This window comes from Enhydrobacter aerosaccus, assembly GCF_900167455.1.
Taxonomy (GTDB): domain Bacteria; phylum Pseudomonadota; class Alphaproteobacteria; order Reyranellales; family Reyranellaceae; genus Reyranella; species Reyranella aerosaccus.
The window spans coordinates 128,874-141,706 of the sequence record NZ_FUWJ01000001.1 but is presented as its reverse complement, the minus strand read 5'-3'; the positions used below and the strand labels follow the sequence as shown (position 1 = coordinate 141,706).

The following is a 12,833-nucleotide window of genomic DNA, read 5'->3' as shown; positions in this document are numbered from 1 at the left end:
CAGTCGGTGCACGGAATTGCTCACTTTGGCCGCTCGCTGTAGTCAACCGCCGCACGAACCGCCAAATCGGGGCCATTGACAGTTACAGGGCCCCGTACCGAAATCCGTCGAGACTTGCTGTCTCCCTGAAAGGCCACGTGAACACAGTGTCGCCCCACCGATATTGGATGCAGTCGTGGTGGGCGAGATCATCCGGAGTGCGCAGGGCGGGTCTGCGCGCAAAGTACGTTGGCGGCATCGCGCTATGTCGCGCAACTTGATTTCGTCGTAAGGCCTCTGAGAAGCGCACGACTGCTGCACAAACAATCCGCTGCCGGGTAATCTGACCGGAACGCCATTTGGCAGTTTTCATGGCGAACCTCGGCGCGAGCGTAGGTGTCAACGCGCGTTGACGGTGCTTCTAACCCGCGAAACTCAAACAGTAGTCGCGTACCAGCTGAAGGGGGATGCGGGCATGGCTCTGGATGATTATGAACTTGCCGCCTGGTGTGCTCCCAGTCGGCAGCTTGGCCAGCCGCTCGAAGTCATCGGCGTCCCACACGCAGGTGCGTTCCGAGAAAAGCTGCGTCTCCGAGAAGTAACAGGGATCCCAGTGGAGGTGATAGTCGAGCAAGTTGCCCTTGCGCTCGGCTACGGCGGTGTAGAGCGAATATTCCGTCCAGGGGATCGAGCCAAGCTTGCGCAAGACCCGCAGGCTGAGCGTCGCCAATGGATCGCCGCCATCTCGACGAAAATAGTCCAGCGTCTGCGCGGAAAGGTCGCCGTGAAGGATGTTCGGCGTGACCGACAGACCATGCGCCTTAGTGTCGTATGGCAGGTCCACCATCTCCGACGCGCCTCGCCACCAGTCATGGCAGCGCTTGGGCTCCCAACGCGACAACGCGCGCCGGTCGTGAACGAAGGTGGAGGCATCGAAGTCGGCCACACAACAGACATCGGAGTCGAGCGTCAGGTAGCCGCTGAAACCCAGCACCGCCGGTACGTGCAGCTTGATCAGCTGCTGCCGATACCAGCCGGTCAACAGGTAGAAGGGGCTGAAGGCCGGGAAGAACTCACTCTCGGAGCGCACCGAAACGTCGATGTTCCTAGAGCGTGGCAGCTTGGTTCGCAGGAGACCTACATCGCGCGCCGGCGACACGATCAACAGCTGGAAAGGCATGCTATCTCGCCAGTGCCTCGTCAGCGATTCGATCAGCAGGCCGGTACGCTCGAGATCGCCCCGGCGCGTCAGCTTGCGCAACGCCAGGGGCAGAATTGCTTGCCGCACTTCGCAGAACATCTATTTGAATTTATCTGCGACGGCATGTTAAGTCAACAACCGTTGACTGGGAGACCGATATGTGCCGCCGGAATTCATCAGCTGGGATCGCGAGCAGATCAACAAGGAGCTGAAGGCGGCAGAGGAAGCTTTCCGCACCGAGCCTCAGGCGCAAGTTTACGACCGTGGAATAGAGATCGACGGTCGTCACTTAAGGCTCAATGCCGACTATGTGGCCGAGCAAATGCGCGCTGCTGACCTTTTGATTACGACGGCCAAGGAAGGCGGTGCCTTGCTCGACAGGAGCCGACACGTCAGCGTGACCGAAGCTAGTCGCTTATCGTTGACGCGAGCCATCGCGACGGCGGCGATCGACAGAAGCGTGCCCCCAGACAGTAGTCGGTGGCCCGTATCCCGCGGTTCGGCACAATGGCGTTGATGGCATCGAGCGCAGCCAAGACGCCCATGCGGCGGTAGTCGTCCATCGCGAGATCGCCGTCCTCGGCGCCCGGACTGCGCCAGGAAATGCAGAACACCGTGTAGCCCTGCTCGACTAGATAGCGGACGAGCGAATCCTCTGAAGAAAGATCCAGAATGTAGTACTTCACGATCCAGGCGGGCACGATGAGCACTGGCTCGGCGATCACTGTCTTCGTCGTCGGCGCATACTGGATCCACTCGATCAAGTGGTTGCGGTACACGACCTTTCCGGTCGTCACAGCGACATCGCGGCCGACGATGAAGTTGTCGGTTCCGACAGGAGGACATCCTGTCGCCACTCGACCAAAATCCTCGAGCCAGTTCCGAAATCCCTGGACCAGATTGGTTCCGCCAGTTTCGGTGATCCTTTGGAGCACCTTGGGATTGGCAAAGGGGATATTCGACGGCGAGAATATATCGAGGACTTGGCGAGTGACGAAAAAGACCACGTCCTCATGGTGCGGCATGACGCCAGGAATCTCATGGGTGACGTTGTGCCACCACTGATGAGTCAGCAGGAAAGCCTGGGATAAAGATCGAACGGAGCCTTTTGCCACGGTTCTGCGGAGAAGCAATGGTCGCCTGGCAAGGGTTCGATACATGGCGACATCTCGGATCCGGCAGCCGTTGCCAAGACATGAGTGCCGAAGCGTCTCGCCTTGCGCCATGCCTTTCACGCGCGTTCGGCCTGCTTGCCCGGCGCGGACGCCAGATGGATCGACCAGTCGAAATAGGCCAGCGCCAATGCCACCAGCGAAATGCCACCGGTCGCCTGCCCCGTAAGGGCTTTGTGCATCCGGTCCACGGGGCGGAAGGCTTTAATGCCAACGCTCTCATCCCCGGGGCAGAGGCACTGCCCGGCTTTGAACCACTGCACTGGGTGTTGCCGCATCCATCATTGTCTCCTTTTGCCGGGCGCCTTACCCCGCTCACTCGTGGTAGTCGCGTGCATCGTGGTTGTAATGGTACCTAAGATGAGCTTCTCGAGTTGACCCCCTTCGGTCTCAAGGAGTGGCTTGATAGAAAGCACGTTCCTGAGAATGCCGATTCCGGCCAAGAAGGCGGCAATCACGGCAGCCCGGAGCAGCGCTGGCTGCTCGAGTTTCGTGGCAAGCGGGCCGATGAAGTCCTGCACGATGAACTCGCGCAGGACGCGGGCCGCATCGGGGTTCGTCAGCGAGCGAACGATAATATCGAGCGGGTTGATGTCTTCGTCAGTGTCATGGGCGAAGAGCTGCTTCGCGAGTGCCTGAGCGACACTGTCACTCGAGCCCGTGAGGAGGCGATCAGGTCGAGCCGTCGCCGCCAGGGCCTGCGCGAAAAGTCGCTCCTTCGAGCCAAAACAGCGGTGCACATAGGCGACATCGACGCCTGCATCTGCGGCGATGTCTCGCAGTCCGGTCGCATCATATGAGTGTTTCGAGAAGCACCGAGACGCGGCTTCAAGAATGCGGTCCCGCGTGGGGAGCGCTTGTTTTATTGCTGGCGTGCGGCGCATGTGGTCTCGCAAATCATTGCATCACAATCAAATAGGCCATCTGTCGCCCTAGTCAACAACGGTTGACATGGATCAAGGCATCATCAAACGTTTGAAAGTACTTAGCTTACAATTTACATTTAAGGAGCTTTTCGATGCCAGCCGAACAGCGGACGACGACCGAGCAAATCGGATTGATGTTCCTCCCTGCTACGTTCGCCAGGTTAGACTGGACGAAACCGTTCACGGACACATCGGTGAAAATAGTTGGCGGCTTTTGCAGGGAAGCGCTGAAGTTCACCTCCCGCCGCCTCCAGGAGCAGACTGACTATTTCAAGGAGCTCGCGGAGTGCGATAATCCTGCGAAGTTTCTCAGCTGCAATGGTGAATTCCTTCGGAAGTCGTTGGTGAACTCGGTCGAGGATTCGCAACGAGCGTTTGCGGCGATTCAAGGTTCTTTGGCCGGTTCGAAGAGCAGCTGATCGACACGCGTCTGCAACGGCGGGTTAAGGTCTGTCGACATTCATTTGAGGGCAAGGACAATTGCAACAAGATGGATAGCGGCTCGGAAGCTGGTGTCAGTCTTGTCGTATCTGGTGGCGATACGGCGAAACTCCTTGATCCTCTGGAAGAAGTTCTCGACCAGATGGCGCCATTTGTAGAGTTCGGCGTCATACGGGATGGCGCTGGCGCGGCTGGCGTTGGGTGGGATGACGGCCAGGGTGCCGCGCTGATTAAGCTGGAGGCGTAGCCAGTCGCTGTCAAAGGCCTTGTCGCCGATCAGCGCCCCCGGCGCGATGCCGTCCAGCAGCGGCTCTGAGCCAACGCAGTCGTGGCGCTGACCTGGCAGAAGGACGACGCGGGCGAGATTGCCGAGCGCGTCGACGTGGCCAATACTGCGTTCCTCCATTCCGAGGAAGACAGTGCACCATCAAAGCCCGGGATCAAACACCTAGACACCATGAGCTTCTCCTGACGCACTTCAAATCTTGGGCAGGATTTGAACCTACAGACCGCTCATGACAGGTTGCGAGGACAGCACTTGCCGCGAGTTTGTTGCCGACGTCATGACCGTCGCCTGCTCCACACCAATCGAGCCGAGATGCCATCGGCCGCCGCGATCATCGCTCCGCTCAACGGCTGCGACAGGCTAGGATCATCAAGACGCACGTGAAGATACTTTCCTCCACGATCGCTGCTCCTCCGATCTCGCCAAGCTGCGCCGATTTCGCTGGCGCCTACGTATATTCGGTAATCTGGCGCCTGATCGCTATTGCGATTGTCGTTGGGAACGAAGCGGACCCTGGTATTGATCGTCAGCGTGCGTATACGGCCGACCCATCCCCCGTCCTTCGCAGGGGTGAGCATCCCAATGATCGCCATCCAGACCTCCCTCAGCTCTCGGGTGGTGACGCATCGCCCAAACGCTGCTTCCGTCGTGTTGACTTCAGGCCATCGACTCGAGTTGCCTCGTCAGGCTGGTTCTTGAGCGCCTTGGCGTAGTTGCGATCGCTAGCCAGGAAGCTTTCAAGCATGTAGGGAATGAGCTCGACTACTGGCTCGGCTTGGCCGTAGGTCTCGCGGTAAAGCTCCGCATAGGCCTGAAGCGCGCGGTTGAGGCTCGGCGCAATCGTGATCGTGAGCTTGACCGGGGTGCGGTCAGGCAGCTTGCCCAGCTTGAGATCGCCCATGGATCGCCTCCCTCATGGCTGATAGGGTCGCAACACCAAATCCTTGTGCACGATGACGCGCAGCGGCCAGCCGGGACGCACGGTGATGGTGGGCTGGATGTTGAGATCCTTCTGCACGATGCGCTGGCCGGCTTGATTGGCGCTTTGCTGGGTCGACTCGCGGATAGCTCGGATCAGATCGCTTTCGGAGCCGCCGAAGCCGATCTGGCTGCCGACGCCCAGCAAGGTCGAGAGCGCGACGCCCTTGAGCAGGGTCCAGGTGTGATAGTCGACCTCGTCCTCGAGGCCGGCATAGCCCGCCTGGTCGGTGGCCGGCAGGTTGTCGATTTGGATCGAGGTGCCGTTGGGCATGACGATGCGCTGCCAGACTAGCAGCGCGCGCTTCTGGCCGAAGGCGACGACGCTGTCGTAGGAGCCGACGAGCCGCGATCCCTGCGGGATCAGCAGCGTGCGGCCGGTGACTGTGTCGTAGACGTTCTCCGTCACCTGGGCCACGACCAGTCCCGGCAAGTCGCTGTTCACGCCTGTGAGGAGGCTCGCCGAGATCACGCTGCCCGCCAGGACCTGATAGGGCGACACCGGCTCCTGAAGGCTGTGCGGATTGTAGATGCCGGCCTCTGTCCGCTGATTGAGGAAGTCGAGCTTGCGCTGCTGGTAGTTCTGGTCGCGATCCGGATCCAGCGCGAGGCGCGATCCGTTCTGGCTTGCGGTCGATGCCGGCGATAGCGCCGGCGCTCTCCCTGACGATGGTGTTGTCGAGGGACTCGGGCTCTGTGCTGCTGTAGCGGTGCGGGAGAGCTGGTACAGGACGCCCGCCTCTTTCGCCTGCCGCGCCTGCTGGGCAAGCCGCATGCGCTCGGCACGCTCGGCGTCTTCGTCCGGGTTGGGCCGCACGCTGGGAGTGATCCCGAGACTCTTCTCCTTCTGCACGATGGCGGGCCCGAGATCGCCCGGCAGCGGCGGGCCGAGCTTGGGCACCGGCTTCTTGAGCTGGTCGTAGCTGCCGGGCAGCGACGACAGACTGTCCGGCGTGGACCTGCGTCCGCCGCCCGCCACCTCCTGATCGCCCGTACGCGTCCACTTCGATCCGTAAAGCGCCAGCCAGAGCGCCGCGAACAGCGCGACGCAGAGCAATGCCGCCACCGCGATGATCAGCCGGCGCTTGAAGCGGATCACGCGGCGCGGTCGCGCCCGCAAGACGAAGCTCGCGGGATCGGCTTTAGGAGGATCAGCGCGGGAAGGATCGTCGCTCATGGTCATCGATGCCCTGAGATCTCCGGTCAGCGCTTGGCGTCGGAGCGTGCGACATCGGTGCGGCTGATGCGTACGACCTGCTGTGGGCTGGTGCCGAGCCGGAGCTCGGCCGCGGCAAAGAGGCGATCGACGATGTAGTAGTTGGAGCGTACGCGATAGTTGACGAGCTGGTTGTCGCCGTCAGGCCCGACCACGAACAAAGGCGGTGTCTCGCCCTGATCGATGCGGGCGGGGAACTCGATGTAGACCTTAGATCCGTCGTCGAAGGCACGCACCGGCCGCCACGGCGGCCGGTCGCCGGTGATGTCGTAGCGAAAGCGCAGGTTCTCGAGGGCGACCGCGTTGGCAACAGGGGCCGCCGCTTCGGCCTGCGCATTCTGCTTCTTCAGCGCTACAAGCGCATCCTGAGGATAGGTCCAGGATATCGCCGCCATCGCCGTTTTTTCCGTGCTCTCCATCGCCAGGTGATAGGTGCGCCTATCGGTGGTGATGACGAGGTTCGTCTTGAGCCCCGCCGCAAACGGTTTCACCAGCACATGGACCTGCTTCGATGACCCGGTGCCGCTCAGCGTATCGCCCACGACCCAGCGCACCGTGTCGCCCGAGGAGATCGCGACAAGGCTTTCGCCCGGCTGCAAGGCGACGTCAGTGACCTCCTCGGGGGCTGCATAAAGGCGGTAGAGCGCCCCCTCGCTGAAGGGATAGACTTGGACTGCATTGATGTAGCCGTCCTTGCTGGGCTCGCGCAGGGCCGCCTGGTTGGCGGCGTCGACGCGCGCCTGCGGCGGCCGCGGATCGGGCCCCGGCGATGACGGTGGCGGCTTCAACTGCCCCGGCAGCGGCAGCGGCTTGGGCACCTCGACGATCTTCACCGGTTTGGGCGGATCGGGTTGGACTTGGGCCGGCTGGAACGATGCAGAGTCGTAGGAGATCGATGGCGGTTTCTTGGCACAGGCGACCAGGGCCAAGGTGGAGGTCGAAAGCAGCAGAGCCGATCTCAGGAATCGTGTCATGGCGTCTCGAGTCATGGTCCTTCTCCGGGGTTGAGTTCGCGCGACCAGCTGAGGCCGTTGACGTAGATGCCGAGCGGGTTCTTGCGCAGGACGTCGGCTGAGCGGGGTTGCTGCACGACGATGGTCAGGATGGCGGTCCAGCGCTCGGTGCGGGCGAGGCTTTCGTGCTCGTAGGCCTGCTCGGTCCACTTCACCTGGAAGGAATCTCCCGAGACGCGCACGACGCTGGTCACCTGCACCGAGACCGTGCGCTCGCCGATCGACTTGAACGGATCGTTGGTGCGGGCGTAGTCGCTGAGCAGGGCGGCCGTGCGCTCGGTCACGTAGTCGTACGCTTCCAGCCAGTTGCGGCGCACGATCACGGGATCGATGGAGAGCGAGCGCAGGTCGGTGACGAAACGACTGAGATACCAGCCGATCTGCGCGTCGGTCGGGTTATAGGGCTCGATCGCGGGACCGACGGCGCGCACCTGGCCGAGCTTGTCGACCTCGACCACGTAGGGCGTGACGCGGCTTTGCGCGGCGAGCCAGAGGACGCCACCGGCCAGGCCAACGCTGAGCGCCAATGAGCCAAAGGCCATGAGCCGCCAGTTGTGGGCCTGCACGCGGGCCGAGCCCAGACGCTCGTCCCACAGCTGGCCGGCACGCTGATAAGGCGTGACGGGCTCTGGAGTCAGGCCATAGCGTTGCACGGGGCGTCGGAACAACCGCATGGGTCACTCCCCGAGATCGAGCGACAGCCCTGAACCGGACTTGTCGCCTTCGCGCAGCACCTGGGCCATGGTTCGCGCCTGGCGGCGACGTCGCGCAGCCCGGAGCTGGCGCGCCCAGCCGGGCTCGCTACCGGCTGCCGCAGATGGCCCCTCTCCCGTCGGCGGCGCGCTGCGAACCGAAGGACCTGCGCCCCCAGTGGGCGTCGATGGACCAGACGGCCCTGACGGCGAAGAGGATCGTGAGCCAAGCGCCGTGGCAGCCCGAACGGCCGTGAGACCGCCAACGCCGGCGAGCCGCGCGGCAGACCAGGCAGTGCCACCGACCAGCAACGCCCCTGACGCCAATGCACTAGCGGTTCCGACGGCAGCCCCCGCTCCCAGTTGCGGCCCGCCCGAGACCAGGCCTGCAGCGATGCCAGGACCGAAGATGCCGAGCCCGAACAGCGCGATCGATGCAAGGACGAGCGACATCGCCTGTGACAGCGTCACGGAGCCTTGCAGGGCGTTGGTGAAGTCGCCGAAGAAGCTGGCACCGATGCCGACAATGACGGCGAGCACCATCACCTTGACGCCGGAGGCCACCACGTGGCCCAGCGCCCGTTCGGCCAGGAACGCCGTCTTGGTCCAAAGCGCGAAGGGCACCAAGACGAAGCCGGCCAATGTGCTCAGCTTGAACTCGATCACGGTGACGAAGAGCTGGACGGCCAGGATGAAGAAGGACAGGACCACCACGACCCAGGCGAACAGCAGGACCAGCATGATCGCGAAGTTGGTGAGGATGTTGGTTAATCCGACCTGCGCGCCGGCCTGTTGCAAGAGCGGCCAGGCGGCCTGGAAGCCCACGCCAGCCAGCCGGCCGGGGCGCAGCAGATCCTGGGCGTTCAGCCCGTTGTTGGTGACTCGCAGCCCCAGCGTGGAGAACGACGCGAATATCGCGTCCGCAAGGCCCGCGAAGTTGTTGAGGATGAAGGCGAAGCTTCCGACATACAGCGTCTTGCGCACGAGCTGGGCGAGCACGTTGGCCTCGCCGTCGAGCAGCCAGAACAGCGCGGCGAGAGTCACGTCGATCACCACCAGGATCGAGGTGAGCGCGGCCACGTCACCGCTTAAAAGGCCGAATCCGCTGTCGATGTAGCGGATGAAGACCTGCATGAAGCGGTCGATGACGTTGAGATTGTCCATCGTGCGCGCTCTCCCGGCCGTTCTATTGCGCGGTGTAGGCGGAGTCGGTGCCGAGGAAGCGGTCATAAGCGGCGCGTGCCGCCTCCTCCGTCTCGGCCTGGCGCGCGTGCTCGAGCGCTGTGGCGCGGTATTGCGCCGCCATGAGATCCTGCACCTGGAGCTGCTGCTTGACTGAGAGCGCCACCAGCTGGGCGACTGCCTGCTGCGCCTGGAGATTGCCAACAGCCCCTTGCGAGGCCGTCACCAGCGACGACAGCGTGGCGGTATCCGCCTGGACGTTCTGGGCGACCTGCGCCTGCACGGTCATGGTCTGGCCGAACGCCTCGCGCGCCGCCTGCCAGCGCTGACGCGCATCCGCGACGAGCTGCGGGACGGTGACCGAGGCGCCGTACTGCTGGGGAAAGAGCTGGTTAAAGGCGGCCTGGCTGGCGCCGACGCTGAAACCGATGCTCTGCGCCTGGTTCATCAGCCCGCCGACCTGGGTCAAGGCGGAGACCATGCTGTCGAGCTGCGAGACGTCGAGACTCGCGAGGTTCCTGGCCATGTTCTCCAGCATCAGGACCTGGTTCTGCAGCCCCTGGATCTGGTTGTTGATCTGCTGAAGCTGCCGCGCGGCCTGCAGCACGTTCTCGGCGTAGTTCTGGGCATCGAACACCGCAAACTGCGCCCGCGCCGGCACGCTGGCGCCGGCAGCGCCCACGGCGAGGACGACGAGAAGAGCACGCGCGAAGCGAGTCATGGCGATGGCTCCAAAGGAGGGGATGGGAACTGGTCCAAGAGCTCGGCCGCCCAGTCGAGGCCGCGCGCGGCGAGGAAGCGGGCGGCAAAACCGGCGTCGCCTTCGGCGAGCAGACGGTCGATCAGGGCCTGGGTCGCAGGATCGGAGGTGCCGCAGAGGACCAGCGCCACCGGGCCCAACCCGAACTCGAACAGGCGGTTGCCGCGCCGGGAGTTGAGGTAGTACTGCCGCTTGGGCGTCGCCCGGCTCAGAATCTCGATCTGGCGGTCGTTGAGGCCGAAGCGTTCGTAGGCCGCACGCGCCTGCGGCTCGATCGCGCGGTCGTTGGGCAGGAAGATGCGCTGGGGGCAGCTCTCGATCAGGACCGGGGCGATGCTGCTGCCGGTGACGTCGCTCAGCGACTGGGTGGCGAACACCACGGCCACGTTCTTCTTGCGCATCACTTTCAGCCATTCGCGGATGCGGGCGGCGAACAGCGGCTGGTCGAGAAAGACCCAGGCCTCGTCCAGGATCAAAAGTGTCGGCCGGCCATCGAACCGCTCCTCCAGCCGGTGGAACAGATAAGTGAGCACCGGCGCGACTACGGCGGTCTCGTGCAGCAGCGACTCGGTCTCGAAGCACTGCACCTCCGACAGCGCCAGCCAGTCCTGCGCCGCGTCGAGCAGCCGGCCGAACGGGCCCTCCAGGGTGTAAGGCAGCAGCGCCGACTTCAGCGCATTGGATTGCAGGAGAAGCGAGAGCCCGGTGAGCGTGCGCTCCTCGATCGGCGCAGACGCGAGACTGAGAAGCGCGCTCCACACGGCTTCCTTGATTTCGGGGGTGACATTGACCTTCTCGTGCGCGAGCAAGTCTCCGACCCACTCTGCCGCCCAGCTGGCTTCGGCCGGCTCGTCGATACGGGCGAGCGGCTGGAAGGCAAACGAGCCATCGGCGCCCAGGACGTGATGGATCCCACGCATCGCCAGCACGGCGGCGCGGGCAGAGTTGCCCTTGTCGAAGATGTAAACCTGCGAGCCTGGATAGCGGCGGAACTGCAGCGCCATCAGCGCCAGCAGCACGGACTTGCCCGCACCGGTGGGCCCCACGATCAGCGTGTGGCCGACGTCGCCGACATGGGTCGAGAACCGAAACGGCGTCGACCCGCTGGTCTCGCCATAGAAGAGCGGCGGGCCGTCGAGATGATCGTTCCGTAGCGGCCCCGCCCAGACGGAACTGACCGGCACCAGGTGGGCCAGATTGAGCGTATGGACCAGCGGCTGACGAACATTGGCGTAGACGTGCCCGGGCAAGGTACCGAGCCAGGCTTCGACGGCGTTGAGGCTCTCGCGAATGGTGGTGAAGCCTGCGCCGTTGACGACGCGCTCGACGGCCCGGACCTTGTCGTCGACGGCTTGCCGGTCATGATCGAGCAGCACGACGGTGGTGCTCAGGTACCCGAACGCGACGTGGTCGCCACCCAGCGCCTGCAAGGCCAGGTCGGTGTCCAACACCTTGTTTTCGGCGTCGGAATCGATCAGCTGGACGGGCTCGTTGTACAAAACCTCGCGCAGGAGCGCGGTGATGGACTTGCGCTTGGCGAACCATTGGCGCCGCAGGCGCGTGAGCTCCCGGCGAGCATCGGTCTTGTCCAGGGCCAGAAAACGTGTGGCCCAGCGATAGGGGAAGCCAAGGTGATTGAGGGCGTCCAGCAGGCCGGGATGGGTATTGTTGGGGAAACCCAGCACCGACACAGCCCGCAGATGACGGTCGCCCAGCATCGGCTCGAGGCCGCCGGTGAGCGGCTCGTCGACCAGCAGGCCATCGAGATACATGGGAGTGTCGGAAACGCCGAGGCGATGGCGGTGGGGCGAGATGGTGCCGTGCAGATAGGTTAGCGTTCCGGCATCGTCCAACGCCTCAACCTCCGGCAAGAGGCCGGTGAGCAGATCCAGCGCCCGCTCGCTCTCGGCGATGAAGCCCGCCAGCTCCTGCCGCCAGTCACGCTGCGAGTCTTCACGCCCCGTCTCGAGGAAGGCACGCGCAAGCCGGCTGACGCGGTCAGCCGGGGGCAGGTAGAGAAGTGTGAGATGGTAGGCGCTCTCGAAGGGGCTCGAGCGTTGCTGTTCCCCCTCTCGATCGGCCTGCTGCTCGAACGCGGCTCTCCGCTCGCGGTCGACCAGCCAGGAGGCCGCGTCGGGGAAGCGCGAATCGGGATAGCCCAGCGCTTCGAACCGCTCGGCCTCGAAGAACAGCGCCCAGCCCGAGCCGAAGCGGCGCAAGAGGTTGTTGAGACGGGCGGAGGTCGCCAGAAGCTCCGCCTCGGTGGCGCTCTCGAGGTCGGGCCCGCGGAAGCGCAACGTGCGCTGGAAGCTGCCGTCCTTGTTCACCACTACGCCGGGCGCCACCAGGGCAGCCCACGGCAGATGGTCGGCGAGGCGATCGGCGCGACGGCGATACTCGGCGAGGTTCAGCATGACAGCCACCCCCGCTGCCGCAGATGCCGCGCTAGCACGTCGGCAAAGTGAGGATCGCGCTTGGCCGCAAACACCGCGAGCGAGTGGCCGACCACCCACAGCACCAGGCCGGCGAGCCAAAGCCTAAGCCCCAAGCCTAAAGCCGCCGCCACGGTGCCGTTGACGATCGCGACGGTGCGCGGCGCGCCGGCGAGCAGGATGGGCTCGCAGAGCGCGCGATGCAGGGGCACCTCGAAGCCTTCGGCGCTCATGACACCAGCGCTCCGCCCGAGAAGGAGAAGAAGGAGAGAAAGAAGGAGGAGGCGGCAAAGGCAATCGAGATGCCGAAGACGATCTGGATCAGCCGCCGGAATCCCCCGTGGGTCTCGCCGAAGGCAAGGCTCAAGCCCGTGACGATGATGATGATGACGGCGACGATCTTGGCCACCGGTCCCTGCACCGACTCCAGGATCTGCTGCAGCGGCTGCTCCCAGGGCATGTTGGAGCCGGCCGCCCAGGCCGGGCTCGCCAGGGTCAGCAGCAGGAGAGCAAGCGGGGTTCTCAATGGTCGGATGATGGGCATGGAACACTCTC

The 12,833-nt window shown here is 63.9% G+C and carries 15 protein-coding genes and 1 pseudogene; 1 reads left to right on the top strand and 15 read right to left on the bottom strand.

Annotated elements, in window-relative coordinates; translation table 11 throughout:
• Positions 1–400 precede the first annotated feature (400 nt).
• From B5D62_RS00640 to B5D62_RS00630, 4 genes are all read right to left on the bottom strand, one after another.
• Complete coding sequence (locus B5D62_RS00640; protein ID WP_085931911.1) at positions 401–1,279, bottom strand: DUF6492 family protein; 879 nt, start codon at positions 1,277–1,279, stop codon at positions 401–403.
• Between the two features lie 308 nt (positions 1,280–1,587).
• The gene (locus B5D62_RS00635; RefSeq protein ID WP_218190885.1) at positions 1,588–2,340 is read right to left on the bottom strand and encodes a class I poly(R)-hydroxyalkanoic acid synthase; all 753 of its coding nucleotides are present in this window, start codon (positions 2,338–2,340) and stop codon (positions 1,588–1,590) included.
• Positions 2,341–2,411: 71 nt separating this feature from the next.
• Positions 2,412–2,534, bottom strand: a complete 123-nt coding sequence (locus tag B5D62_RS34245) for a poly-beta-hydroxybutyrate polymerase N-terminal domain-containing protein (RefSeq protein ID WP_218190884.1) — start codon at positions 2,532–2,534, stop codon at positions 2,412–2,414.
• Positions 2,535–2,633: 99 nt separating this feature from the next.
• On the bottom strand, positions 2,634–3,236 hold the full coding sequence (locus B5D62_RS00630; RefSeq protein ID WP_085931910.1) for a TetR/AcrR family transcriptional regulator: 603 nt from the start codon (positions 3,234–3,236) through the stop codon (positions 2,634–2,636).
• Between the two features lie 134 nt (positions 3,237–3,370).
• Here B5D62_RS00630 and B5D62_RS00625 point away from each other — a divergent pair, with 134 nt between their 5' ends.
• Complete coding sequence (locus tag B5D62_RS00625) at positions 3,371–3,697, top strand: phasin family protein (RefSeq protein WP_085931909.1); 327 nt, start codon at positions 3,371–3,373, stop codon at positions 3,695–3,697.
• A 41-nt stretch (positions 3,698–3,738) separates the two neighbouring features.
• On the opposite strand, the pseudogene B5D62_RS00620 reads toward B5D62_RS00625, so the two are convergent.
• From B5D62_RS00620 to B5D62_RS00570, 11 genes and pseudogenes are all read right to left on the bottom strand, one after another.
• Positions 3,739–4,104: pseudogene (locus B5D62_RS00620) on the bottom strand (IS5 family transposase); the annotation flags it as partial.
• Positions 4,105–4,280: 176 nt separating this feature from the next.
• Entirely contained in the window at positions 4,281–4,598 is a 318-nt protein-coding gene (locus tag B5D62_RS00615; protein ID WP_085931907.1) for a DUF736 domain-containing protein, read from the bottom strand.
• A gap of 11 nt (positions 4,599–4,609) precedes the next feature.
• The gene (locus B5D62_RS00610) at positions 4,610–4,906 is read right to left on the bottom strand and encodes a DUF2274 domain-containing protein (protein WP_085931906.1); all 297 of its coding nucleotides are present in this window, start codon (positions 4,904–4,906) and stop codon (positions 4,610–4,612) included.
• A 12-nt stretch (positions 4,907–4,918) separates the two neighbouring features.
• Positions 4,919–6,166: a TraB/TrbI/VirB10 family type IV secretion system protein gene (locus B5D62_RS00605; protein ID WP_336470137.1), complete on the bottom strand. Its 1,248-nt coding sequence runs from the start codon at positions 6,164–6,166 to the stop codon at positions 4,919–4,921.
• A 20-nt stretch (positions 6,167–6,186) separates the two neighbouring features.
• The gene (gene trbG, locus B5D62_RS00600; protein WP_085931905.1) at positions 6,187–7,188 is read right to left on the bottom strand and encodes a P-type conjugative transfer protein TrbG; all 1,002 of its coding nucleotides are present in this window, start codon (positions 7,186–7,188) and stop codon (positions 6,187–6,189) included.
• Positions 7,185–7,886, bottom strand: a complete 702-nt coding sequence (gene trbF / locus B5D62_RS00595) for a conjugal transfer protein TrbF (protein WP_085931904.1) — start codon at positions 7,884–7,886, stop codon at positions 7,185–7,187. Before trbF ends, trbG begins: the two co-directional genes overlap by 4 nt.
• Before the next feature lie 3 nt (positions 7,887–7,889).
• Positions 7,890–9,068, bottom strand: coding sequence for a P-type conjugative transfer protein TrbL (gene trbL, locus B5D62_RS00590; RefSeq protein ID WP_085931902.1), 1,179 nt, complete (start codon positions 9,066–9,068; stop codon positions 7,890–7,892).
• A 22-nt stretch (positions 9,069–9,090) separates the two neighbouring features.
• Positions 9,091–9,807 carry a P-type conjugative transfer protein TrbJ gene (gene trbJ / locus B5D62_RS00585; protein ID WP_085931900.1) on the bottom strand — a complete coding sequence of 239 codons (717 nt, stop codon included), beginning with the start codon at positions 9,805–9,807 and terminating at the stop codon, positions 9,091–9,093.
• Positions 9,804–12,260: a conjugal transfer protein TrbE gene (trbE, locus tag B5D62_RS00580; protein ID WP_085931898.1), complete on the bottom strand. Its 2,457-nt coding sequence runs from the start codon at positions 12,258–12,260 to the stop codon at positions 9,804–9,806. Before trbE ends, trbJ begins: the two co-directional genes overlap by 4 nt.
• Positions 12,254–12,511, bottom strand: a complete 258-nt coding sequence (locus B5D62_RS00575; RefSeq protein WP_085931897.1) for a VirB3 family type IV secretion system protein — start codon at positions 12,509–12,511, stop codon at positions 12,254–12,256. Before B5D62_RS00575 ends, trbE begins: the two co-directional genes overlap by 7 nt.
• Positions 12,508–12,822, bottom strand: a complete 315-nt coding sequence (locus B5D62_RS00570; RefSeq protein ID WP_085931895.1) for a TrbC/VirB2 family type IV secretion system protein — start codon at positions 12,820–12,822, stop codon at positions 12,508–12,510. Before B5D62_RS00570 ends, B5D62_RS00575 begins: the two co-directional genes overlap by 4 nt.
• Between the last annotated feature and the right edge of the window lie 11 nt (positions 12,823–12,833).

Coding starts and splice junctions, on each gene's coding strand:
- trbF (WP_085931904.1), bottom strand. CDS start 7,886: ATGCGGTTGTTCCGACGCCCCGTGCAACGCTATGGCCTGACTCCAGAG.
- B5D62_RS00570 (WP_085931895.1), bottom strand. CDS start 12,822: ATGCCCATCATCCGACCATTGAGAACCCCGCTTGCTCTCCTGCTGCTG.
- B5D62_RS00610 (WP_085931906.1), bottom strand. CDS start 4,906: ATGGGCGATCTCAAGCTGGGCAAGCTGCCTGACCGCACCCCGGTCAAG.
- trbE (WP_085931898.1), bottom strand. CDS start 12,260: ATGCTGAACCTCGCCGAGTATCGCCGTCGCGCCGATCGCCTCGCCGAC.
- B5D62_RS00635 (WP_218190885.1), bottom strand. CDS start 2,340: ATGTATCGAACCCTTGCCAGGCGACCATTGCTTCTCCGCAGAACCGTG.
- trbG (WP_085931905.1), bottom strand. CDS start 7,188: ATGACTCGAGACGCCATGACACGATTCCTGAGATCGGCTCTGCTGCTT.
- trbJ (WP_085931900.1), bottom strand. CDS start 9,807: ATGACTCGCTTCGCGCGTGCTCTTCTCGTCGTCCTCGCCGTGGGCGCT.
- B5D62_RS00575 (WP_085931897.1), bottom strand. CDS start 12,511: ATGAGCGCCGAAGGCTTCGAGGTGCCCCTGCATCGCGCGCTCTGCGAG.
- B5D62_RS00640 (WP_085931911.1), bottom strand. CDS start 1,279: ATGTTCTGCGAAGTGCGGCAAGCAATTCTGCCCCTGGCGTTGCGCAAG.
- B5D62_RS00605 (WP_336470137.1), bottom strand. CDS start 6,166: ATGACCATGAGCGACGATCCTTCCCGCGCTGATCCTCCTAAAGCCGAT.
- trbL (WP_085931902.1), bottom strand. CDS start 9,068: ATGGACAATCTCAACGTCATCGACCGCTTCATGCAGGTCTTCATCCGC.
- B5D62_RS34245 (WP_218190884.1), bottom strand. CDS start 2,534: ATGCACAAAGCCCTTACGGGGCAGGCGACCGGTGGCATTTCGCTGGTG.
- B5D62_RS00615 (WP_085931907.1), bottom strand. CDS start 4,598: ATGGCGATCATTGGGATGCTCACCCCTGCGAAGGACGGGGGATGGGTC.
- B5D62_RS00625 (WP_085931909.1), top strand. CDS start 3,371: ATGCCAGCCGAACAGCGGACGACGACCGAGCAAATCGGATTGATGTTC.
- B5D62_RS00630 (WP_085931910.1), bottom strand. CDS start 3,236: ATGCGCCGCACGCCAGCAATAAAACAAGCGCTCCCCACGCGGGACCGC.